Annotated in this window: 20 protein-coding genes and 1 tRNA gene; 12 read left to right on the top strand and 9 right to left on the bottom strand. The window is 68.5% G+C overall.

The features are described from left to right. Nucleotides 1-110 precede the first annotated feature (110 nt). The 3 genes from MF270_RS22065 to metG all read left to right on the top strand — a co-directional run bounded on the left by MF270_RS22065 (nucleotide 111) and on the right by metG (nucleotide 3,636). Nucleotides 111-746, top strand: a complete 636-nt coding sequence (locus tag MF270_RS22065) for a TetR/AcrR family transcriptional regulator (RefSeq protein WP_238367953.1) — start codon at nucleotides 111-113, stop codon at nucleotides 744-746. Between the two features lie 58 nt (nucleotides 747-804). Beyond that, entirely contained in the window at nucleotides 805-1,506 is a 702-nt protein-coding gene (locus MF270_RS22060) for an ImuA family protein (protein WP_238367952.1), read from the top strand. 417 nt (nucleotides 1,507-1,923) lie between these two features. After that, the gene (gene metG, locus MF270_RS22055; RefSeq protein WP_238367951.1) at nucleotides 1,924-3,636 is read left to right on the top strand and encodes a methionine--tRNA ligase; all 1,713 of its coding nucleotides are present in this window, start codon (nucleotides 1,924-1,926) and stop codon (nucleotides 3,634-3,636) included. 573 nt (nucleotides 3,637-4,209) lie between these two features. Here the strand turns inward: metG and MF270_RS22050 are convergent. The 5 genes from MF270_RS22050 to MF270_RS22030 form a co-directional block, all read right to left on the bottom strand. Then, complete coding sequence (locus MF270_RS22050) at nucleotides 4,210-5,196, bottom strand: quinone oxidoreductase family protein (protein WP_238367950.1); 987 nt, start codon at nucleotides 5,194-5,196, stop codon at nucleotides 4,210-4,212. 187 nt (nucleotides 5,197-5,383) lie between these two features. Further along, complete coding sequence (locus MF270_RS22045) at nucleotides 5,384-6,238, bottom strand: SDR family oxidoreductase (RefSeq protein WP_238367949.1); 855 nt, start codon at nucleotides 6,236-6,238, stop codon at nucleotides 5,384-5,386. Nucleotides 6,239-6,259: 21 nt separating this feature from the next. Then, on the bottom strand, nucleotides 6,260-6,628 hold the full coding sequence (locus tag MF270_RS22040) for a hypothetical protein (protein WP_238367948.1): 369 nt from the start codon (nucleotides 6,626-6,628) through the stop codon (nucleotides 6,260-6,262). 129 nt (nucleotides 6,629-6,757) lie between these two features. Beyond that, nucleotides 6,758-7,156 (bottom strand): glycine zipper family protein, encoded by a 399-nt coding sequence (locus MF270_RS22035; protein ID WP_238367947.1) that lies wholly within the window; start codon nucleotides 7,154-7,156, stop codon nucleotides 6,758-6,760. Between the two features lie 101 nt (nucleotides 7,157-7,257). Next, complete coding sequence (locus MF270_RS22030) at nucleotides 7,258-8,295, bottom strand: AraC family transcriptional regulator (protein WP_238367946.1); 1,038 nt, start codon at nucleotides 8,293-8,295, stop codon at nucleotides 7,258-7,260. Nucleotides 8,296-8,477: 182 nt separating this feature from the next. Between MF270_RS22030 and accB the strand changes: the two genes are divergently transcribed. The 6 genes from accB to MF270_RS22000 are packed head-to-tail and all read left to right on the top strand — an operon-like array spanning nucleotide 8,478 to nucleotide 14,592. Beyond that, nucleotides 8,478-8,936, top strand: a complete 459-nt coding sequence (gene accB / locus MF270_RS22025) for an acetyl-CoA carboxylase biotin carboxyl carrier protein (protein ID WP_238367945.1) — start codon at nucleotides 8,478-8,480, stop codon at nucleotides 8,934-8,936. 4 nt (nucleotides 8,937-8,940) lie between these two features. Then, entirely contained in the window at nucleotides 8,941-10,308 is a 1,368-nt protein-coding gene (locus MF270_RS22020) for an acetyl-CoA carboxylase biotin carboxylase subunit (protein ID WP_238367944.1), read from the top strand. Beyond that, nucleotides 10,305-11,771, top strand: a complete 1,467-nt coding sequence (locus tag MF270_RS22015; protein WP_238367943.1) for a hypothetical protein — start codon at nucleotides 10,305-10,307, stop codon at nucleotides 11,769-11,771. Before MF270_RS22020 ends, MF270_RS22015 begins: the two co-directional genes overlap by 4 nt. After that, entirely contained in the window at nucleotides 11,772-12,275 is a 504-nt protein-coding gene (locus MF270_RS22010) for an HAD family hydrolase (RefSeq protein WP_238367942.1), read from the top strand. Then, nucleotides 12,272-12,595, top strand: coding sequence for an HAD hydrolase-like protein (locus MF270_RS22005; protein WP_238367941.1), 324 nt, complete (start codon nucleotides 12,272-12,274; stop codon nucleotides 12,593-12,595). Before MF270_RS22010 ends, MF270_RS22005 begins: the two co-directional genes overlap by 4 nt. Continuing rightward, a complete protein-coding gene (locus MF270_RS22000) occupies nucleotides 12,592-14,592 on the top strand; it encodes an acetoacetate--CoA ligase (protein WP_238367940.1) in 2,001 nt (666 codons plus the stop codon). The genes MF270_RS22005 and MF270_RS22000 overlap by 4 nt, the downstream gene beginning before the upstream one ends. A 120-nt stretch (nucleotides 14,593-14,712) precedes the next feature. Here the strand turns inward: MF270_RS22000 and MF270_RS21995 are convergent. Continuing rightward, a tRNA-Leu gene (locus MF270_RS21995) sits at nucleotides 14,713-14,797 on the bottom strand. 50 nt (nucleotides 14,798-14,847) lie between these two features. Beyond that, nucleotides 14,848-15,348 (bottom strand): Lrp/AsnC ligand binding domain-containing protein, encoded by a 501-nt coding sequence (locus MF270_RS21990; RefSeq protein WP_238367939.1) that lies wholly within the window; start codon nucleotides 15,346-15,348, stop codon nucleotides 14,848-14,850. Between the two features lie 78 nt (nucleotides 15,349-15,426). On the opposite strand from MF270_RS21990, the gene putA reads away from it, so the two are divergent. Further along, nucleotides 15,427-18,762: a bifunctional proline dehydrogenase/L-glutamate gamma-semialdehyde dehydrogenase PutA gene (gene putA / locus MF270_RS21985; RefSeq protein WP_238367938.1), complete on the top strand. Its 3,336-nt coding sequence runs from the start codon at nucleotides 15,427-15,429 to the stop codon at nucleotides 18,760-18,762. 31 nt (nucleotides 18,763-18,793) lie between these two features. Beyond that, nucleotides 18,794-19,567 (top strand): rhomboid family intramembrane serine protease, encoded by a 774-nt coding sequence (locus MF270_RS21980; protein WP_238367937.1) that lies wholly within the window; start codon nucleotides 18,794-18,796, stop codon nucleotides 19,565-19,567. 285 nt (nucleotides 19,568-19,852) lie between these two features. Here the strand turns inward: MF270_RS21980 and MF270_RS21975 are convergent, their stop codons facing one another. Then, nucleotides 19,853-20,647, bottom strand: a complete 795-nt coding sequence (locus MF270_RS21975; RefSeq protein ID WP_238367936.1) for an inositol monophosphatase family protein — start codon at nucleotides 20,645-20,647, stop codon at nucleotides 19,853-19,855. Between the two features lie 86 nt (nucleotides 20,648-20,733). Further along, nucleotides 20,734-21,135, bottom strand: a complete 402-nt coding sequence (locus MF270_RS21970; protein ID WP_238367935.1) for a DUF2177 family protein — start codon at nucleotides 21,133-21,135, stop codon at nucleotides 20,734-20,736. Nucleotides 21,136-21,315: 180 nt separating this feature from the next. Between MF270_RS21970 and MF270_RS21965 the strand changes: the two genes are divergently transcribed. After that, nucleotides 21,316-21,771 (top strand): YHS domain-containing (seleno)protein, encoded by a 456-nt coding sequence (locus MF270_RS21965; protein WP_238367934.1) that lies wholly within the window; start codon nucleotides 21,316-21,318, stop codon nucleotides 21,769-21,771. The last annotated feature ends 1,086 nt before the right edge of the window (nucleotides 21,772-22,857 follow it).

The following is a 22,857-nucleotide window of genomic DNA, read 5'->3' as shown; positions in this document are numbered from 1 at the left end:
GGCAGCTTTGCCACGCCCCCTGTGTAAAGCAGACAGATCGGTTTTCTTTTCTTGTTTCGCCGCGCCCAAGCTGGCATGCTCTGTGCACGACACGACTGGAACTTGACGCCATGCTCGACACGCCCGCGACCTGCCACCCGCCGTCCGCCCTGGGCTGGAGCCTGTCCTCGCGGGAGCCGCGCAGTGCCCGCGACCGCATCCTGGTCGCCGCCTCGCGGCTCTTTTGCAACCAGGGCTTCGCGGCCACCGGCATCGACACGGTGATCGAAGAGGCGGGCGCAGCCAAGGCCACGCTCTACAAGCATTTCGCGTCAAAGCAGGCGTTGATCGAAGCGGTTCTGGAAGCCGAGGGCGAGACCTGGCGCGCCTGGTTCTTCGGCCGGCTGGCGCAGATCGACGGCCCGGCCGAAGCGCGGCTGCTGGGCGTCTTCGACGTGCTTTATGACTGGTTCGACGACCCGGGCTTCTACGGCTGCCCCTTCATCAACGCGGTGGCCGAGTTCGACACCGATGACAGCGTCGCCCGCCGCGCGGCCGAGTTGCACAAAGAACACCTGCTGACCTGGCTCAAGGCCCAGCTGATGGAGCTGGGCGTGCGCGACGTGAAGGAAGGCGCGCGCAGCCTGGCCGTGCTGATCGACGGCGCCATCGTGGCCGCACAGCACGGGCGCGATCCCAGCTTTGCCCGGACGGCGCGCAACCTGGCGCGCTGTTTTCTCGAGACCGCGGAAACCGGGCGCGGCTAGGCGCGCGGGCTGCAGAATCGGGCTTGGAACAAAACGCGAACATGCTATCATGGGCGCCATGCACCATGCCGCCCTTCTCTCTCGCCGCACGCACCAGGACCGCCCCGCGCTGCAGGGCGACGGGCCGGTGCGCCTGACCCTCGCGCGGCTGCACGAATGCTGCGGCCGCGCCCGCTGGCGCTTTGCCATGCTGCTGGCGGCGCGCACCACGGGGCCGGTGTTCTGGATCGCGCCGGGCTGGTACCCGGGCGGGCCGCACCCGGACGGCTTTTGCCATATCGTCGATCCCGGCCGCTTCACCTTCCTCTCCCCGCGCCGGGCCGAGGACCTGATGTGGACGATGGAGGAGGCGCTGCGTGCCGGCTGCGTGCCCTTGGTCGTGACCGACATGCCCGGTCTGCCCGGGCTGACCCAGGTGCGCCGGCTGCACCTTGCGGCCGAGACCGGCGCGGCCGAGGGCAGCTGCGCCCCGCTGGGGCTGATCCTGACGCCCGGCACGGGCGGCGCGCCGGGGGTGGAAAGCCGCTGGCACATGGACCCGCTCGATCACGACGGCCCGCCCGCCTGGTCGCTGTCGCGCCTGCGCGCCCGGACCGAGCCGGTCAAGCGCTGGCGCGTCACCGACCTGCGCCCGCCCTACGACCCCGAGGCGCCGGCGGCCCAGCACTACGCCCCCTGGCCCGAGGGCGCGGCGGACCCCGGCCCGCCCCAAGCGCAGACCAAAGCGGCGACCGGCCATAAGGCCGGGCACCGCGCCTGATCAGAACGGATATCGTGAGGGCTGATATCCGCCACGCCGCACCCTGGCAACGTGACCGCCCCTCGACGACCGCACCCCCGAGGTCGATCACGCCCCCCCCCCCCCCCCCGCGTCACCGATGATGCCCCCCCCGTCCCGTGCAGCGCGGCGAAGGTCGCGATGCCGGGGTTGGAGTCGGTGGAAATGAGGGCCAATCCTGTGATCCCAGGCTTTACGAAGACGCAACGGGCCCGCGATGCGCGCCGCACATCGCCTGAATGACGGGACCCGCGAGCAAACCTGCCCCGGTGCCCGGCAGCGGCCCCGGCAGCGGCAGGACCGTGCGGGCCGATCTGGCGCTTCGGGCGCGCGGCCACTGGCAAATCGCCCCGCCTTGCGCTAAGGCCGCGGGCGACACGGCAAAGGGCGGGCAGTCACATGGCACGGCATCTCATCACCTCGGCGATCCCCTATATCAACGGGATCAAGCACCTCGGGAACCTCGTGGGCTCGCAGCTGCCCGCCGATCTGTTCGCCCGCTACCAGCGCGCGCGCGGCAACGAAGTGCTGTTCCTCTGCGCCACCGATGAGCACGGCACCCCGGCCGAGCTGGCCGCCGCCAAGGCCGGAAAGCCGGTGGCCGAGTATTGCGCCGAGATGTGGGAGGTGCAGGCCCGGATCGCCGAGGGCTTCCGCCTGTCCTTCGACCATTTCGGCCGCTCGTCCTCGGACCAGAACCGCAAGCTGACCCAGCATTTTGCCGCCCGGCTGGACGATGCGGGGCTGATCCGCGAAGTCAGCGAAAAGCAGATGTATTCCCATGCCGACGGCCGTTTCCTGCCCGACCGCTACATCGAAGGCACCTGCCCCAACTGCGGCTTCGAGTCGGCCCGCGGCGACCAGTGCGACAATTGCACCAAGCAGCTTGACCCGGTCGACCTGATCAACCCGCATTCGACCATCTCGGGCTCGACCGACCTCGAGATGCGCGAGACCAAGCACCTGTACCTGGCGCAAAGCAAGATGAAGGACCAGCTGGAAGAGTGGATCGACACCCGCGACAGCTGGCCGGTGCTGACCACCTCGATCGCCAAGAAATGGCTCAACGACGGCGACGGGTTGCAGGATCGCGGCATCACCCGCGATCTCGACTGGGGTGTTCCGGTGATGAAGGGCGACGCGCCCTGGCCGGGGATGGAGGGCAAGGTCTTTTACGTCTGGTTCGACGCGCCGATCGAATACATCGCCTGCGCGCAGGAATGGGTCGATGCGGGCAAGGGCGATGACTGGCAGCGCTGGTGGCGCACCGACAAGGGCGCCGAGGACGTGCGCTACACCCAGTTCATGGGCAAGGACAACGTGCCCTTCCACACCCTGTCCTTCCCGGTCACGATCCTGGGGTCCGGCGAGCCGTGGAAGCTGGTCGATTACATCAAGTCGTTCAACTACCTGAACTACGACGGCGGCCAGTTCTCGACCTCGCGCGGGCGCGGCGTCTTCATGGACCAGGCGCTCGAGATCCTGCCGGCGGACTACTGGCGCTGGTGGCTGCTGAGCCATGCGCCGGAAAGCAGCGACAGCGAGTTTACCTGGGAAGGCTTCCAGCAGGACGTCAACAAGGACCTCTCGGACGTGCTGGGCAACTTCATCAGCCGCGTGACCAAGTTCTGCCGTTCCAAATTCGGCGAGACCGTGCCGGACCGCGGCGCCCCCGGCCCCCTGGAGCAGAAGCTGTTCAAGGACATGGACGCCAAGCTGACCGAATACGAAGCGCATATGGACGCCATCGACATTCGCAAGGCTGCCGCCGCCCTGCGCGCGCTTTGGGTCATGGGCAACGAGTACCTGCAAGAGGCCGCCCCCTGGTCCACGATCAAGGAGAACCCCGAACAGGCCGCCACCCAGGTTGCGCTGGCGCTGAACCTTGTCCAGTTCTACGGCATCATCTCGGCTCCGTTCATCCCCGACGCGGCCGCGACCATCGCGGCGGCGATGCGGCACGAGGACACCCGCTGGCCGCAGTCCCTCGACGAGGCCCTCGGGCGGCTCGAACCGGGCCACGCCTTCACCGTGCCCGACAACCTCTTCACCAAGATCACCGACGATCAGCGCGCGGACTGGCAGGCTCGGTTCGCGGGCACCCGCAGCTGATCGCGATCATTGTCCCGGGCCCGGGACGACTCGCCGGGCGGACCGATTCGCCAAGCGCGCGAACCACCCCGCACTTAGGTCTTTTGGTGTTCACTTTGCGGCAGGATCGTGAAGCGGATCAAGCAGTACATATATTATCATTTATTTTCAATATCATATACGGATGGGTGATCTATCACCCACAGGGGTGCAATTCATGCACCAGATTAGAAAAAATCTAACCAATTGGACGAATCTGGCGGGCTAGGTATCTCAGAGTTGTAGCTGACGAGTTTGAAGCGGCCCACGGTTCACCGAGTGTGTGCAAGACGGTAACGAGTAAAGTGGGTCGCGCGTTTTAACGAGTGCGTAACGAGTGTCTGCGCGTCGCCAGTGTGTGTTCTGTTTGTCGTGACGAGTGTGGCGAGCGCAAAGCGGTACCAGTTATTGGTTCGTGAATTGTGCGTGGCAGTGCGTGTATTCCGGTAACGAGTTTGACGGGTATCGCCAGGACGACTGTCCGAGAAGTGTGTGTGTTGTGCGCGGCTCCCTGCCCTTTGGGTACGGGGGCCGTGGGCGTTGGCATGGTCGCGGTCATGGCCGCCGCAGCGCCGTCAGGCCGCCCTGCCCGGGCCGTATGACGATCTTGCCCCGCACCGCGCCCGCGCCGGTGCGGGCCAGGGCCTCGGGCACGGCCTCGAGCGGCATCACCTGCTCGAGATGCGGCGCCACGCGTCCGCTGGCGGCCAGCGCGCCCACCCTTTCGGTCAGCGCGGCCCCCGACGGCACAATGAGCATGCCGATCGACATGCCGGTGCCGCGGTAGATAAGCCCGCCCAGGAGCAGCGCCAGCAACGTGCGCATCCGCCCGCCCACGGCACGGTAGCGCCCGCCCGGCGCCAGCGCCCGGGCGATCCGCCCCGGCCCCCGCGTCGCCACCATGTCGAGGATGACGTCCCAGCGCTCTCCGGTCGCGGTGAAATCCTGCTGGGTGTAATCCATCACCGCATCGGCGCCGAGACCCTGCAGCCAGGCGATCTTGCCCGCGTTGTCGACGCAGGTGACATGGGCGCCGGCCGCCTTGGCGAGTTGCAGCGCCATGGTCCCCGACCCGCCCCCCGCGCCGTTGATCAGCAGCCGCTGGCCGGGCCGCAGCCCGTCCGTGCCGGTCACCGCGATGCCGCCCGGCTGCGGCAGGCAGGCCGCGATGTCGTCGCCAAGCTCGGCCGGGACCGGCACCATCTCTGAGGCGGGCACGCAGGCATACTCGGCAAAGCCGCCGCGGGTCATGACAAGGTCGCCCATGACCCGGACCCCGGGCGCAAAGCCGTCGACCCCGGATCCCACCGCGTCGACCACGCCGACGATGTCCGAGCCCAGCACGCGGCGGCGCGGCCGGAACAGCCCCCCGGCAAGCCGCGCGTAAAACGGCCGCCCCACGAGGTACTCCCAGTCCGACAGGTTCACGCCGCAGGCCAGGACACGCAGCCGCAGCTCTCCGGCCCCGGGCTCGGGGCGCGGCAGATCGGCCAGCGTCAGCGTATCGGGGTCGCCGTATCGGTCGGAAACAATGGCCCGCATTCGCAATCACTCCACCTCGTCTTCCCGGAGACCCGGAGACCCGGACAACAGCCGCGCCCGGGATGCGGCCCGCTTGCCCGTCCGGGAACCCTGGCATGCAGGTTCCCGGCGCAGCTCGACCCGTCCGAGCGCGTCCTCGGGCCAAGATTACCCCGGGGTCAAGTTTTCTGGCTACGCTTTCGTTGGGTCATTTGGCCGGCGCAGCCTGCAGATCTCGGCGAAACTGGTCGCCAAGCCGGTGCGTTCCGCGACATTGGCCTACCATGTCGTGGCCCATGGCCGACAGGAAGAACCGCGCCGGCCCGCCGATCCGGCGGGGTGCGAGCGGCAGCAGCGCCAGCGCCGCGCGGCGCAGGCTGTCCGGCAGGCGGGTGATCCTGGCTGGCCGGCCCAGCACGTCGAAGGCCAGCGCGGCCAGCGTGGCATGGGTAAAGACCTCGGGCCCGCCGACGTCAAGCCAGGCCTGCCCGGCCCCGGTCGCCTCGGCGCAGGCGGCGGCCAGGTCGGCGCCGTGGATCGGGTTGATGCGGTGGCTGCCGTCGCCAAACAGCCAGACCCGGCCCGACCCCGCCATCGACAGGACATCCCCCATGTCCGAGAAATAGCCCGAGGGCGCGATCACGGTCGACGGGACCGAAGAGGCCTGCAGTTCAGCGACGAAGGCCGCTTTCGCCGCGACCAGCGGCACCTTGGGCATCTTGTCCGCGTTCAGCACATGCACATAGGCGAAGCGGCCCACGCCCGCGGCCTCTGCCTCGCGCAAGAGGTTCAGGTTGGCGCCGAAATCGACGTCCCAATAGCCCAGCCCGTCGGCCTGCCGGGTGATGCCCAGGGCCGAGATGACAAGGTCCGCGCCGGCCATGGAGCCGCGCAGGGTCTCGGCCCGGGTCGCCTCGGCCTCGACCAGCGTATCGGCGGCCAGATCCCCGGCGCGGGCGGCACTGCGCACCAGTGCGGTGACATACCAGCCCCGGCGGGCATATTCGGCGCAGAGGTGGCGGCCAAGGTAGCCGGTCGCGCCGGCGATGCAGACGGTCTTCATGGCAGGTCTCCATGTGCGATGTCAGCCCAGCGCCACGACAAGCGCGGCACCCAGCATGGCCAGGGTGACCGGCCCCCAGAGCCTGCGCTCGGGGACCGAGGGGGTAGCAAGGTTGGCGAGCGTGGTCAGCGCCGTGAGGCCGAGGGTGGCCCGGAAGGTCCAGCCCGGCAGAACCACCGGGCCGATCCCGGCGCGGGCCAGCACCGCCAGGGCCATCGCGGCCAGCAGGGCCGCCTGCACCAGCGCCAGCGCGCGGAAGGCGGGCGGCAGGCGGCCGGGAAACCGGCCGCCCAGCGTGTAGCGCCCCAGCGGCGCGCCCGCCGCCAGCGCCAGTTGCATGGCCAGCGGCAGCGCGGCCAGGCCCGCGTAGGCATAGGCGGCGGTGCTCACCGGCGCCACCAGCGGCGTGGCAACGGGCCGGGACAGCCTTCGCCGGTCAGCAGCGCATGCAACGCGTGAAAGCGGCAGGCGCGCAGGGTCAACAGGTCGGATTGCATGGCGTCTCTCCCCTTCCCCGCATCAGCCGACAACCGCGTGGCCGCGGCCGCGCAGGCATTCCTTGACGATGGATTGACGCCGCTCGGAGGCATCGACCCCGGCCGCCGCCCCGCCCGCCAGCGCGCCGAAGATGGCGCCGCCCAGCGCGTCGCCGTCGTCGAATTCGCCCAGCAGCGCCCCCGCGCCGGCGCCCAGCACGGCGGCGGCCGCCGTCTCCTGGTCGAACTGGCGCTGGTTGCGGGCCAGCGCCTGGCAGTCGCCGAGATCCGCCTGGAACTGCGCCGTGGGCGCACCGTCGAGGATCGGCGTGTAATTGGCGCCGCTATCGGCACAGCCCGCCAGCAGCCCCGAGGCGGCGATCATGCCGGTCGAGAAAAGGCGGAAGGGTTTCAGCGGGGCCATGAGGTCAAAGATGGTCATGTCAGTCTTTCTTTCATTCCGTGTTCAGGTGACAGCGGCGAGATAGACCGACGCCCAAGATCACGACATGACCGCGCGTGACAGGAAATTGACCGCCGGTATCAACCTGCCGCCTCGCCTTCGGTCCCGCGCAGCCAGCCGGTCGGGCTGGCCCCGGTCCAGCGGCGGAAGGCCCGCACGAAAGACGACGCCTCGGAGAACCCCAGCAGGTACGCCGCCTCGTTCACCGAGACCTTGCGCGCCCCGAGATAGTCAAGCGCCATGCGGTGGCGCAGCGCATCGTGGATCTCGGCAAAGGTCACGCCCTCGTCCCTGAGGCGGCGGTAGAGCGTCTGGCGGCTCATCCCCATGTCACGGGCCAGCGCATCCATCGACAGGCTGCCCTCGTGCAGGCGCGGCAGGATCGCCGCCTCGACCCGCGCGCGGGTCCCCGAGGCGCTGGTGACCTCGGCCAGCAACGCATCGGCGTGGCGGGTAAAGAGGCCGAAGGCATAGGCGTTGCCAGGCTCGAATTCCGACTTGGAGGTGATCCAGATCGGGTCGATCCGCAGCGCGTTGCGCGGGGCGTTGAACCGGACGGGCACGCGGAAAAGCGCGGCATAGGCCGCGGCATGGGGCGGGGGCGGATAGGTGACGTCCAGCGCCAGCGCGAAGGGATGGCCCGGAAAGCCGCGCCGGAACTCGCTGACAAAGCGCGCAAAGCTCGCCTCGATCCCGAAGTAGTCGCCGGGCGGGACGACCAGGTGATCGACGATCCAGACCTCCCCGCCCCGCTCGCGCAGCTCGAACCGGTCGGGGCCGTGCAGCTCGACCTCGGCCACGAGGCGGACGTAGCGGTTCAGTTGCTCGATCGAATGGCGGAGCGAGGCCGAGCTGTGCACGATCTGGCCGATGATCGACATGGTCTCGAGCCGGGTGTCAAAGGTGTGCCGCAACAGCAGCGCCGTGTCGCCGGTCGCCTCGATCGCCGCGCCGATCAGCGCCTGGTAGCCGGCCACGGGGATGCGGTTGTCCTGGTCGGTCAGCTGCGTGTCGGTCAGGCCGGAGGCGGTGAGCAATGCCGCGCGCGGGGCGCCACGGTCTACCGCGTAGTCCAGAAGCGCCGCGGCAAAGCCTGCGGCCATGGTCGGTTGCTCCATGCGGGTCGTCCCGGAAATGACTTTTGTTTTCGGGCAGGCTAGGCCGGGATCGCCGCAAAGGAAACCCCGGCGCAGCGTTTCACCAGACGAAACGCGCCGGTGCATGCGATTGAGTGCAGAGCGGCCGAGGCCCTAGCGTCCGGGCCAATAGGCGCGCCCTGCGCCACGGGGGAGGACATGGGATGAGCGGACTGACACGCGCCGACATCGACGATATTCTGCGGCTGATCGACGGGTCGGATTTCGACGAGCTCAAACTGGAAATGGGCGACACCAAGATCGAGCTGCGCCGCCGTGGCGCCAGCGCGCCTGCGCCGGTCGCCCCGACTGCGGCTGCGGCCCAAGCATCGGCACCGGCGCCTGCCCCGGCCCCCGCCCCGGCGGCCGCCGTCCCCGGTACCGGCCAGGCGGTCCCGGCCCCGCTGCTAGGCACCTTCTACCGCGCGCCCAAGCCCGGCGCCGACCCGTTCATCCAGGTCGGTGACACCGTGACGCCCGAGACCGTCATCGGCATCATCGAAGTGATGAAGCTGATGAACCAGGTCGAGGCGGGCATCGCCGGCACGGTGACCGAGATCATCGCCCCCGACGGCGAGCTGGTCGAACACGGCCAGCCGCTGGTCCGCGTTCAGCCTGACTGACCCCATGGCCCGGATCAAACGCATCTTCATTGCCAACCGGGGCGAGATCGCCGTGCGCGTCATCCGCACCGCCCGCGCGCTTGGGATCGAGACCGTGCTGGGCGTGTCCGAGGCCGACCGAGACACCTTGGGCGCGCAGCTGGCGACCCGGGCGGTCTGCCTGGGCCCCGCCTCGGCCGCGCAAAGCTATCTCAACGTCGCTGCGGTGGTGCAGGCCGCCAAGGGCACGGGCTGCGACGCGCTGCACCCCGGCTACGGGTTCCTGAGCGAAAACAAGGCCCTCGCCACCGCCTGCGCGGGGGAAGGCATCATCTTTGTCGGCCCGAGCCCCGACAACCTTGACGCCGTGGGCGACAAGCTGACCGCGCGGCGCCACGCCGAGGCGGCGGGCGTGCCGCTGGTCCCCGGCGGGTCGGTCGAGACCGCCGAAGAGGCGCTGGCCATCGCCGAGGAGGTCGGCTTTCCCATGCTGATCAAGGCCGTCTCGGGCGGCGGCGGGCGCGGCATGAAGCGGGTCAACTCGGCCAAGGAACTGCCCGCGCAGATCGACCTCGCCATCTCCGAAGCCACGGCAGCCTTCGGCGACGGGCGCATCTACATGGAACGCTTCGTGACCCTGGGCCGGCATGTCGAGGTGCAGATCATCTCGGACGGCGAGACCGTGATCCACGCGGGCGAGCGGGATTGCTCGGTCCAGCGCCGTTACCAGAAGGTGGTCGAGGAAGCCCCAGCGCCGGGTCTGTCGGACAAGCTGCGTCGCGGCCTGCACGATGCGGCCATCGCCTATGCCAGACACATCGACTACCGCTCGCTCGGCACGGTCGAGTTCCTGGTGGATGTGGAGCGCGAGGAATTCTACTTCCTCGAGATGAACGCGCGGGTGCAGGTCGAACACCCGGTGACCGAGGCGATTTTCGGCCTCGACCTGATCGCGCTTCAGATCGGGATTGCCGAAGGCCAGCCGCTGGGGATGACCCAGGACGACATCACGCTGTCGGGCCACGCCATCGAATGCCGGTTGAACGCCGAGGACGTACAGCGCGACTTCATGCCTTCACCCGGCCGCGTGACACAGGTCTGGTTCCCGGCCCTGCCCGGATTGCGCGTGGACACGCATATGCAGCCCGGCGCGATGATCTCGCCCTATTACGATTCCATGGTCGCCAAGCTGATCACCTGGGGCGAGACGCGGCACGCCGCCATCGACCGCATGGCCGAGGCCCTGCGCGTTTCGGTCCTGTCGGGCATCACCACCAACGCGCCGCTTCATGCCGCGATCATGGCCGACGACACCTTCCGCGCGGGCGGTGTGGACACCACTTACCTGGGCGGGTTGCTGCCCCGGCTGACCGCCAAGGAGGCCGCCGAATGACCAATATCACGCTGATGGACACCACCGTCCGCGACGGCAACCAGTCGAACTGGGGGGCCACCGGCCTTGATACCGGGATGATGGTGCAGATCGCCGACGTGATGGAGCGGGTGGGCTTTGAGGCCATCGACTTCATCTCGTCGACCCATATGGCCGTGGCCGTGCGTTACAAGCACCAAGACCCGTGGGAGCGCATTCGCCTGTTCAAGGACAAGACGCCCACCACGCCGCTCTCGTTCCTGACCACCGGCATGCGCTTCATCTCGTGGGAGGTGGCGAGCGAGGAGTTCATGGCCTTCTGCTTCCGCACCCTCGCGCGCAACGGGATGGAGCGGTTCGCGATCATGGACCCGATGAACGACGTCGCGGCCATGGTGAACATGGCGCAGGTGACGCGCAAATCGGGCGCGGGACAGGTGGTGGCGGCGCTGACCTTCACCCTGTCGCCCGCCCATGACGATGCCTATTTCGCCGGTGCCGCCGGCCAGCTTGCGGCGGGCGGGCATTTCGACAAGCTCTACCTCAAGGACCCGGGCGGGCTGGTCACCGCCGACCGCGCCAAGACGCTGATCCCCGCGCTCAAGGCCGCCATCGGCGATCTGCCGCTCGAGTTCCATTCGCATTGCACCATCGGGCTTGGCCCGTTCTCGTATCTCGAGGCGGCGGAGCGTGGCGCGACCTGCCTGCACACGGCGTCCTCGGCGGCGGCGAACGGCACTTCTCAGCCGGCGCAGGCGTCGATCATCGCCAATCTGCGCGACATGGGTCATACCGTTGACGTGGACGACGAGGCGGTTGCGCAGATGGACGCCTATTTCACCGCCCTCGCCGCCGCCGAAGGCTTGCAGCACGGCGTGCCGGGAGAGTTCGACCGGCGCTATTTCCACCACCAGATGCCCGGCGGGATGATGGGCACGCTGAAACGCCAGCTGGCCGAGACAAAGCGCGCCCACCTGCTGCCCGCCGTTCTGGAAGAGGTCGAACAGGTGCGCGCCGATCTCGGATACCCGATCATGGTCACGCCGTTCAGCCAGGTCGTCGGCACGCAGGCCCTGCTGAACGTCGTCGCCGGCGAGCGTTACGCCACCATTCCCGACGAGGTGACGCGCTACGTGCTGGGCCGGTTCGGCAAGCCCTCGATGCCGATGAACGCGCAAGTCGAGGACCGCGTGCGCAGCTCGAAACGCGCCAGGGAGCTAGAGGCGGAGCCGCACATGGCCTCGCTCGATGAATTGCGGCGCAAGTTCGGAACCAGGCTGTCGGACGAGGAGTTCATCCTGCGCGCCGTCATGCCCGGCGACCAGGTGGACGCGATGAAGGCGGCAGGCCCGGCGCGGCGCGACTACGACGCGCGCCGCAAGCCGGTCATGGACCTGATGCGCGAGCTGACCAGCCGCAAAGGTCTTGGCGACGTGAAGATCGAGCGCCCCGGCTTCAAGCTACACCTGAAGGGCAGCGCGTAAATGGCTCTGAAGGCATCGATTTTCGACATCGACGGCGCGCCGGCGATGAGGAACAAGGCGGCCGGGACCTACGCGGCCCTGCCCGGAGCCGTTGCCGCCATGCAGACCTGCCGCGACGCCGGGCTGGCGGTGGTCGCCTATACCAACGGCACGATCTACCCGCCCGCCCATTCCGCCGCCCCGCTGGCGAAGGCCGGGATCGACCGGGCCCCCGGCCACATGGTGACCCCCGCCAACGTCGTCGCGCATGAGTTGGCGCGACTGGGACACAAACGCGTCATGGTGCTGGCCGCCGACGGGGTTACCACCCCGGTCGCCGAGGCGGGGATCGAGGTCGTGCCACCCAAGAAAGCCGCGGGCCTTGTCGATGCCGTTCCGGTCGGCAGGACCCACAGGATCGACGTCGAGATTCAGGAGGCGGCGGCCGAGGCGCTTTGGTCCGGCGTGCCGCTTTACGCCACCCCGGGCGCGCGCCCTACGTCGCCTCGTCCCGGGTCCGAATGATGGGCATCTCCGCCGCGCTGATCGCGGCGCTGGAACACGCCACCGGGGCGCGACACACGCTCTTCGGCAAACCCTCGGTCGCAGGGGTGCACATGGTCTCTGCATTGACGGGGGCGGCGCCGCAGGAAATGGTCGTCCTGGGCGACGATCCCAACCTCGAGCTGCGCATGGCCCGCCGGGCCGGCGCGCTTGCTGGGGGCGTGCTGACCGGGACCGGCGACCGGGCGGCCTTCGCGGCCGACCAGCCGGAGGAACGGGCGCATCCGGAGCTGGATACGCTGGAACACTTCACCCTAGACCTCGCGGTGACGACAGGATGACGACCATAACCGAAGGCCAGGAACTCTGGCGCGCGACGCAGGTCCGCAAGGACCGCGCGGAAACCACCCGGTTCCTCGACTGGCTCGCCACGGAAAAGGGCAAGAACTTCAGCGATTACCATGGCCTCTGGCGCTGGTCGGTCGAGGATGTGCCCGGTTTCTGGCGCGCGATCTGGGAGTTCTTCGACATCCTCCACGACGGCGAGATCGACGCGGTGCTGACCGCCGACCCGATGCCCCGCCAGCGCTGGTTCACCGGCACGGCGATCAACTACGCCGAACACGTGCTGCGCCACGAGATGGCGGGCGATCCGGCCCGCACCATGATCGAGCACATGGCCGAGGCGCGGCCCGAGCTTGCCCACCTCAGCTGGGCCGAGATCGCGGGCGCCGTGCGCAAGCTGGCCACCCGGTTGCGCGACATGGGGCTGGAGCCCGGCGACCGGGTCGTTGCCTACATGCCGAACATCCCAGAGACCTTCATCGCCATGCTGGCGACCACGGCGATCGGCGCCACCTGGTCCTCGGCCGCGCCGGAATTCGGCGCACAGACGGTGATCGACCGGTTCAGCCAGATCGAGCCCAAGCTGGTCTTTGCCGTGAACGGCTACCGCTACGGCGGCAAGGATTTCAACCGTACGGGCGAGTTGGGTCACATCCTCGGGCACTTGCCCACGGCCGACCGGCTGGTGCTGCTCGACTACCTGCCCGGCGCCGGTGCCCCCGCCTTTGCCGGCGAGACGCTGGCGTGGGAGGATCTTTTCACCGGGCCGGACGTGGCGCGCGGGGATTTCGTATATACCCGCGTGCCGTCGGATCACCCGCTGTGGATCCTTTTTTCCTCGGGCACCACGGGCCTGCCGAAACCCATCGTGCAGGGCCACCACGGCATCGTGGTCGAGCATCTGAAATCCGCGGCCTTCCACCTCGACATGCACGCGGACGCCGTACAGTTCTGCTATTCCACCACCGGCTGGATGGTCTGGAACACGCTGATGATGGGGCCGATGATGAACGGCCGCGTGGTGCTGTATGACGGACATCCCACCTATCCCGATGCCCGCGCCCTGTGGCAGCTGATGGCGGAGACCGGGGTCACCACCTTCGGCGTCTCGCCGACCTTCATGAGCATGGTCCGGTCGAACGGCATCCGCCCGGGCGAGGAATTCGACCTCTCGGCGCTGGAAACCATCCTGCTGACCGGCTCGCCCGCGACGCCGGAGATCCTGGGCTGGATCCACGAGGCGGTGAAATCCGACATCTACGCCACCTCGCAATCGGGCGGGACGGAATTCTGCTCGGGTCTCTTGGCCGGGTCCTGCCTGCTGCCGGCCAACGCGGGCGAGATCCAGGCGCCGGCCTTGGGCACCGACGCGGTCGCCTTCGACGAATCCGCGCAGCCGGTCGTCGGCGAGGTGGGCGAGCTGGTGATCCGCCAGCCCATGCCCTCGATGCCGCTGTTCTTCTGGGGCGACGCCGATTTCTCGCGCTACATCGACAGCTATTTCGACACCTACCCCGGCATCTGGCGCCACGGCGATCGAGTGCGGTTCAACGAGGCCGGCGGCAGCTACGTGCTGGGCCGGTCGGACGCGACGCTGAACCGGTTCGGCGTCCGCATCGGCTCGGCCGAGATCTACCGCACGATGGAGGCGATGCCCGAGATCGCCGACAGCCTGATCGTCTGCATCGAGGAAGCCGATGGCGGCTACTACATGCCGCTTTTCGTGCAGATGGCGCCAGGGCTGCGGCTGACCGAGGAGATCGAGACCGAGATCGTGCGCCGCCTGCGGACCGAACGGTCCCCCCGCCACGTGCCCGACGTGATCGTCGAGGTTCCCGAGATCCCGACCACGTTGACCGGCAAGAAGATGGAAGTGCCCGTGCGGCGGATGTTGCTGGGCGAAGACGCGGACAGGGTGGCGTCGAAGGATGCGACCAGGAACCCCGCCGCGCTCGACTGGTTCGCGGTCTTCGCGAAGAAGCGGCTGGGGTAAGGCGCACGGCCCCAGACAAGCGAGATGCCCGGCGGGGACGTCCGGGCATTTCCCATGCGGATCAGGCTGTCGCGGTCAGGTGGTGACGTGGCGCGTAAAGCCGGGTCGCCATGTCCGGCTTGGTACCCGCGGCCGGACTCGAACCGGCACGGCACAAGGCCTGGAGATTTTAAGTCTCCTGTGTCTACCATTCCACCACGCGGGCACGGGCCCTGACTAGCCAAGGGCCCGGCCCGCGTAAAGCGGGAATGCGCCTCAGCCGACCTCGCCCAGGCTGCCTTCCTTCACCGCCTCCATGGCCACGTAGGTCGAGGTCGAGGCGACATGCGGCAGGCTCGACAGTTTCTCGGCCAGCACCTTGCGATAGGCGTTCATGTCGCGGGTCCGGACCTTGAGCAGGTAATCGAAATTGCCGGCGATCAGGTGCGCCTGCTCGATCTCGGTCACCCGCGCCACGCCGGCGTTGAACTCGGCCAGCGCCTTTTCGCGGGTGTCGCCAAGGCGCACCTCGACAAAGGCCACGTGGTCGAGGCCAAGCCGGATCGGGTCCACCAGGGCCCGATAGCCCGTGATGATGCCCTGCTGTTCCAGCCGCTTGACGCGGGCCTGGGTGGGCGACTTGCTCAGCCCGATGCGGCGGGCAAGCTCGGTCATGCTGACCCGGCCGTCGCTTGAGAGCTCGACCAGGATCGCGCGGTCGAATCGGTCCAGCCCGTGCAGGCCGTCCGGGACGAAATTGCTATCAAATTCGGTCATCGTTCTACCTTTCTGGCGAGCTTGCAGGAAGATCGCCTGTCTCAGGGGTGATAACATGGATTAACGGCAAGAGGTTCCATGATGATGAACAAACTCGACCAATCGACCTACGCGCCAGAGGCGGCCGTTTTGGCGCAAATGACGGATGCGGCAAGCCTTTCCCCAGGGAACCGTCACGCAATCGTGAGGCGAGCGGCCGAGATCGTCCGCGACATCAGATCGCGCGGAACCCCCGGTTTGATGGAGGTCTTCCTCGCGGAATACGGGTTATCGACCGACGAGGGAATCGCGCTCATGTGCCTGGCCGAGGCGCTGCTGCGGGTGCCCGACGCGCGCACCATCGACGCGCTGATCGAGGACAAGATCGCGCCGTCCGATTGGGGCCGCCACGCGGGTCATTCGACCTCTCCGCTGGTCAATGCCTCGACCTGGGCGCTGATGCTGACCGGCCGGGTGCTGAAGGATGCGCCCCCCGGCCCCGTCGCCCACCTGCGCGGCGCCGTGAAGCGTCTGGGCGAGCCGGTGATCCGCACCGCAGTTGGCCGCGCGATGAAGGAGATGGGCCGCCAGTTCGTGCTGGGCGAGACGATCGCATCGGCCATGAAGCGGGCCGAGGGGATGGAGCGCCGCGGCTACACCTATTCCTACGACATGCTGGGCGAGGCGGCCCGGACCGAGGCCGATGCGCAGCATTACCTCGCGGCCTATTCCGACGCCATCGCCGCCATCGGCACCCGCTGCACCGGAGCGATGCGCGACAATCCCGGCATCTCGATCAAGCTCTCGGCCCTGCATCCGCGCTACGAGGTCGCGCAGGAAGACCGGGTGATGGAAGAACTCACCGGCCGGTTGCACCGCCTGGCGCTTGAGGCGAAATCCGCCAACATGGGCCTCAACATCGATGCCGAAGAGGCGAACCGCCTGACCCTGTCCCTGCGCGTGATCGAAACCGTGCTGTCCGAGCCGGACCTCGCTGGCTGGGACGGCTTCGGCCTCGTGGTCCAAGCCTATGGCAAGCGCGCGGCGCCGGTCATCGACTGGGCCTATGACATCGCCACGCGGCTCGACCGCCGCATCACCCTGCGGCTGGTCAAGGGCGCCTACTGGGACACCGAGATCAAGCGCGCGCAGGTCGCGGGGCTGGACGAATTTCCGGTCTTCACCACCAAGGCCGCGACCGATGTCAGCTACCTTGGCTGCGCGCGCAAGTTGCTGGGGATGACCGACCGGATCTATCCGCAATTCGCCACCCATAACGCCCATACCACGGCCGCGATCCTGCACATGGGGGCCGCGAACAAGGACCAGTGGGAATTCCAGCGCCTGCACGGCATGGGCGAGGCGCTGCACCAGATCCTGCGCGACCAGGAGGACACGCGCTGCCGCATCTACGCCCCAGTTGGCGCGCATCGCGACCTCCTGGCCTATCTCGTGCGGCGGCTACTGGAAAATGGCGCAAACTCGTCCTTCGTCAACCAGCTGGTCGACGAAAGCGTGCCGCCCGAGGTGGTCGCCGCTGACCCGTTCGAGGCACTTGGCAAGCCCCGCCCCGTCGCCCTTGGCACCGAGCTCTTCCAGCCCGAACGCCCCAATTCGCGCGGCTTCGACCTGGCGCATGGCCCGACGCTAACCGCTTTGGACGCCGCCCGCGCCCCCTTTCGAACGGCCACCTGGGCCGCCGCGCCGCTGCTCGCCGCCGAGGCCACGGGGAGCGACCCCGCCCCGGTGACCAACCCGGCCGACCCGTCCGACCAGCCCGGAACGGTGCGCGCAGCCACAGAGGCCGACGTGGACGCCGCCCTCGCGGCCGCCACCCCCTGGGACGCGCCGAACCGCGCCGAAGTGCTGAACCGCGCCGCCGACCTCTACGAGGCAAACTTCGGCGAACTCTTCGCCCTGCTCCACCGCGAGGCCGGCAAGACCCCGCCCGACGCCGTGGCCGAGCTACGCGAGGCGGTCGATTTCCTGCGCTACTACGCCGCCCGCATCCCCTCCGCCGACCCGGCCGGGCGGTTCACCTGCATCTCGCCCTGGAACTTCCCGCTGGCGATCTTCACCGGCCAGGTCTCGGCAGCCCTCGCCTGCGGCAACGCCGTCCTCGCCAAGCCGGCCGAGCAGACGCCGCTGATCGCCCACCGCGCGGTGCAGCTCATGCACGAGGCCGGCGTGCCCCGCGCCGCGCTGCAACTTCTGCCAGGTGACGGAGGCATCGGCGCTGCGCTCACCTCCGACCCACGGGTGGACGGCGTCGCCTTCACCGGCTCGACCGAAACCGCGCAGGCGATCCGCCGTGCCATGGCCGACCACCTGTCGCCCGGCGCGCCACTGATCGCCGAAACCGGCGGTCTCAACGCCATGATCGTCGACAGCACCGCCCTGCCGGAACAGGCCGTGCAGGCAATCGTCGAAAGCGCCTTTCAGTCGGCGGGCCAGCGCTGCTCCGCCCTGCGCTGCCTCTACGTGCAGGAAGACATCGCGCCGGCCTTCACCAGGATGCTGACCGGCGCCATGGCCGAGCTGCAGCTAGGCGCGCCCTGGGACCTTTCCTCCGACGTCGGCCCCGTGATCGACGAAGAGGCCCGCGCCGGAATCGCCGCCCATGTGGACACCGCCCGCGTCGAGGGCCGGGTGATCGCCGAGGGGCCGGTGCCCAATGCCGGCACCTACATCGCCCCGACGCTCATCCGCGTCCCCGGCATCGAGGCGCTGGGGCGCGAGATCTTCGGCCCCGTCCTGCACATGGCGACCTTCAAGGGCGGCGAGATCGACCGCGTGATCGACCGAATCAACGCCACGGGCTACGGGCTGACCTTCGGGCTGATGACCCGGATCGACGACCGCGTGCAGCGCGTGGCCGACCGGGTGCAGGCCGGCAACATCTACGTCAACCGCAACCAGATCGGCGCCATCGTCGGCAGCCAACCCTTTGGCGGAGAGGGGCTTTCCGGCACCGGCCCGAAGGCGGGCGGCCCGCATTACCTGACGCGGTTCTGCAAGCCCGCAGCGCCGGATGCGCCCGTCACACGGGAAAACCCGCAAACCCTCAACCTGCCCGGCCCCACGGGAGAAGAGAACCAGCTGACAACACGCCCCCGCGCCCCGATCCTCTGCGCGGGGCCGGGCGAGGCCACGGCCGCCCAGGTCGCCGCGGTCGAGGCCCTCGGCGGCACCGCCCGCATCTGGGCCGGCGATCCTTCGGCGCTCGAGACGGAAACCGACCTCTCCGGCGTCCTCTACTGGGGCGACGCGGAGACGGCGCGCCAGATGGCCCAGGCGCTCTCTCGCCGCCCCGGCCCGATCCTGCCACTTATCACCGGCCGCCCCGATGCGGGCCATGTGCTGATCGAGCGCCACGTCTGCATCGACACCACCGCTGCCGGCGGAAACGCGAAACTGCTGGGCGAGGTCTCTTGACCTCGCCCGCAAATCCCCGCCCTATCGGCGCATGTTCCCGATCCGTGACCACAACCCCTCCGGCCGCATTCCTTACGTCACCTATGCGCTGATCCTGCTGAACGTGGGCATCTTCCTGGCGTCGCTGCCGATCCGCGGTGACGACCAGGCGCTTTGGGGCTACTACCTCGACTGGGCCATGTTCCCCGCGCGCATCAACGCAGGGGACGGCTGGTACACGCTGGTCACCTCGACCTTCCTGCACGGCGGCTGGATGCACATCATCGGCAACATGCTGTTCCTGTGGATCTTCGGCGACAACATGGAGGACGAGATGGGCCACCTGCCCTATCTCGCCTTCTACCTCGCCTCGGGCGTGGGCGCGGGGCTCGCGCATTGGCTCTCGGCCCCCTACAGCCAGGTGCCGACCGTCGGCGCCTCGGGGGCCATCGCCGGGGTGATGGGCGGCTACCTGCTGCTCTTCCCCAAGGCCAAGGTCGACATCCTGATCATCATCGTGATCATCTTCCGCATCTTCACGATCCCGGCCTGGCTGATGCTCGGCTTCTGGTTCGCGCTGCAACTCTTCAACGGCGCCGGCAGCAACGGCGACGTGGGCGGCGTGGCCTACTGGGCCCATGCCGGCGGCTTCGTCATCGGTATCCTGCTGACCCTGCCGCTCTGGCTGCGCCGTGGCGGCCCGGCCTTCTGGAACCGCACCGACGGCCACCCGCCCCACCCCGAGGCCAAGTACGCACTCTCCCGCAGCTCCGTCCCCTCGGTCACCCGCCGCCGCAAGCCCGGCCGCCGCAACCCCTGGGGCTGACCCGCACACCACGGCTGCTGGGGCAGGCCAGCCAGTCCGGTTTCTCCCCACCCCCACTCCTTCATCGTTTCCCAAATACCTCGGGGGGAGTCGCCATGGGCGACGGGGGGCTGGCCCCCCATGACCCGCCCCGCCAAGACGAACGGCGCCCGAAACCGGACGCGCCCCTGTTTCCTTGGTCCTGCAAATACCTCGGGGGGCGGCACCAAAGGTGCCGGGGCGGCAGCGCACTCGGCGCCTGCGCAGCCGGCGCCCCGGTCGGATCGCACCGCGATCCGAAACCGGTCAGTCGCGCGCGCGCACCAGCTTGGCGAACCCGTCGTAGATCGCGCCATTGGCGATCACCAGGTTGCCGTCGCGCAGCGGGTCCTGCCCCTCGCGGATCGGGCCGGACAGGGCGCCTGCCTCCATCGCGATCAGGTAGCCTGCGGCGATGTCCCAGATCTGCAGCTCGCGCTCCCAGTAGCCGTCGTAGCGGCCCGCCGCCACATAGGCGAGGTCCAGCGCGGCCGAACCGAAGCGCCGCACCCCGGCGCATTCCGGCATGATCCGCGCGAGATCCTGCAGCGTCGCCGGCAGGGTCCGCTTGGCGGCAAAGGGGATGCCGGTAGCAAAAATGCACTCGATCATCCGGCTCCGCCCCGACACCCGCAACCGGCGCGAGTCGTTCAGCCAGGCGCCCGCGCCCTTCTCGGCGTAGAACATCTCGTCCTTGGCCGCATCGTAGACCACGCCCGACACGATCTGCCCCTTGTGTTCCAGCGCGATCGAGATCGCCCAGTGCGGCAGCCCGTGCAGGAAGTTCGTCGTCCCGTCCAGCGGGTCCACGATCCAGCGGCGCGTCGGGTCGATGCCCTCATCCTCGCCGGTCTCCTCGCCCAGCCAGCCATAGTTCGGCCGGGCATTCATCAGCTCGTCCTTGAGGATCTTTTCCGCTGCCATGTCGGCCCGGCTTACGAAATCGCCGGCGCCCTTCATCGAGACCTGCAGGTTCTCGACCTCGCGGAAGTCCTTGACCAGCGACTTGCCCGCCTTGCGCGCGGCCTTCATCATGATGTTGAGATTGGCGCTGCCCTGCATGTCGATGCTCCGTAAGACGTCAGGGCGCGCGTATACGCGGCCCGGCCCGGCTTGCCAAGGGCCGTGCGCGCGTCAAGGCAAATGCCTCAGCCCATGACCGCCCGCGTCACCGCCACGCCCACGGCGGCCGAGACGCCCGTCAACAGCGCGCCCCAGGTCACGTCGGTCGCCACCATCTGCCAGTGCCAGGCCTTGAGCGTCGCGTAATTGGTGAACTCGTAGGTGCCATAGGCCAGCGCCCCGATCAGCGCACCATTGCCGAAGGCCTGCATGACCGACCCGTCCTTGAGCGCACCCCAGGACACGAACCAGACCACCCCGGCCACATAGGCCAGGTAGAACAACGCCGCCGGCACGATCCGCAGATCCTCGAGCAGGGCCGCCCCGAGGCGCGTCTCGAACATCGGGCGCAGCACGCGGGTCAGCATGACGGCATCGAGGCCAAGGAACACCACGGCGGTCGAGAGATAGAGGATGACGAGTTGCATGGTTTCTCCGGGCTTTAGACGGGATACGCGGGGGGCGCGTCGCCGGATCACTCTGCAGGGCCGCACCCGCCCCGCGCGGTCCCGTCCTGCGCGTCACGCGTGATCACGACTTGGTGCGGGGGCTATGCGGCGCGCCCGCCCGGTGTCAGCATCCCCCCATCTTTCGGAGGAGGAGAGACCATGCCCACCCGCCGCCGCGCCCTTGCGCTGCTTGCCGCCCCTGCCCTGATCGGCCTCGCCCCCCGCGCGGCCCTGGCCCGCGAGCCCGAGGTCTTTGCCCCGGAGGGCCGCGCCATCCGCGGCACCGACCCGGTCGCCTATTTCACCAATGCCGCGCCCGTTCCGGGCGACGCCGCCCAGTCCGTGCGCTGGCGCGGGGCCGACTGGCGCTTTGCCACCACCGCGGCCCGCGAGGCGTTCGAGATGGCCCCCGACCGCTATGCCCCCCGCTTCGGCGGCTACTGCGCCTATGCCGCATCCAAGGGCTACCTCGCCCCCACGGTGCCCGAGGCCTGGACGGTCTACGAGGGCCGGCTGTACCTCAACGCCAACCTGCGCGCGCGGGAGCTTTGGCTGCAAGACGTCCCCGGCAACATCGCGAAGGGAGAGGCGAACTGGCCGGGGATCCTGGGGTGACACCCGGCCCGGCCCCTGGCCGGCAAAAGGTCCAGTGGACCTTTTGAGGGTGTCACGAGCGGAGCCCAGGGATGGCCAGCCGGTCCCGGTTCGGTCGGCGTAACGCGGGGCCGGAGGGATGCGATGGGGCGGCGCATCGTGGCCGCCGGGCATGGTGGGGTCAAACCCCACCCTACGGCGTGTGGAGGCGTCGCCCACAGCCTCCCGCTTGGTCAAAGATGTAGGGTGGGGTTCCACCCCACCGGCGACACCCGCCACACGCGGCACGGATCGGCGGACGCGACAAGGGCAGAGCTCGACCCCGGTGTGAACGCCGGTTCCGGCCGTACCGGATGGAAGGTCCAGTGGACCGTTCAAGGCCCGAACGGGCGGAGCCCCGGGGGCGCGGGTTGATAATGGCGATAAGGGCAGCGCCCGACCCTGGGTGGGCGCTTCGCCCGGCCTGTGTGGAGCGGCTCGGTGCCGTTTTTCCGACGTTTGAACAGGTCGAGACGTTGCAATAGCGCCCTCCCGGGGGAGGGGTGAGGGCCGTCCCGGAAAAGGTCCAGTGGACCTTTTCAGGCCCGAACGGGCGGAGCCCCGGCAGGCGCTGCCCGGCGTGTCGCCGGGCGGGACATTTGTTGTGGGCGATTGGATTCACGCGCGGGCGGCTCATGTGGCGGTGGAAAGCCGGGCCGGTGACGCCGAGATGTAGGGTGGGGTTTTACCCCACCGACGCTGGCCGTCGGAGGTGGGACGGTGGGTTGGAAACCCACCCTACACCTTGATCACGTATACTTCTGAGCCGTCGTCAATATCCGTTCAGAATATTCAAGAAGGTCATCTAGACTTTCAATGGCAACGCGCTCTTCTTTGTCCCCATCGAACAAACCCAAATACTTCTGGCTTCTGTTGAAATGTAGTCTAACGAGGGGCTTTCTGTTATTGTCGTCGAGCAAAACGGCACAGTAACTCTTTGCATCCCTCATCACGATACGCTTGACGTCCAAGGTTCCACGAAGAATGGACTTAGGGTCAGGACCTATTGATTTCCGCTTGGTGGCGTGATTCACGGCTCAAAAACGAGCGGTGAACATGTCTGATCTT

The organism is Mesobacterium pallidum (assembly GCF_019966535.1).
Taxonomy (GTDB): Bacteria; Pseudomonadota; Alphaproteobacteria; order Rhodobacterales; family Rhodobacteraceae; genus Mesobacterium; species Mesobacterium pallidum.
The sequence above is the reverse complement of the archived record's forward strand: the minus strand, read 5'-3'. Positions and strand labels throughout refer to the sequence as shown.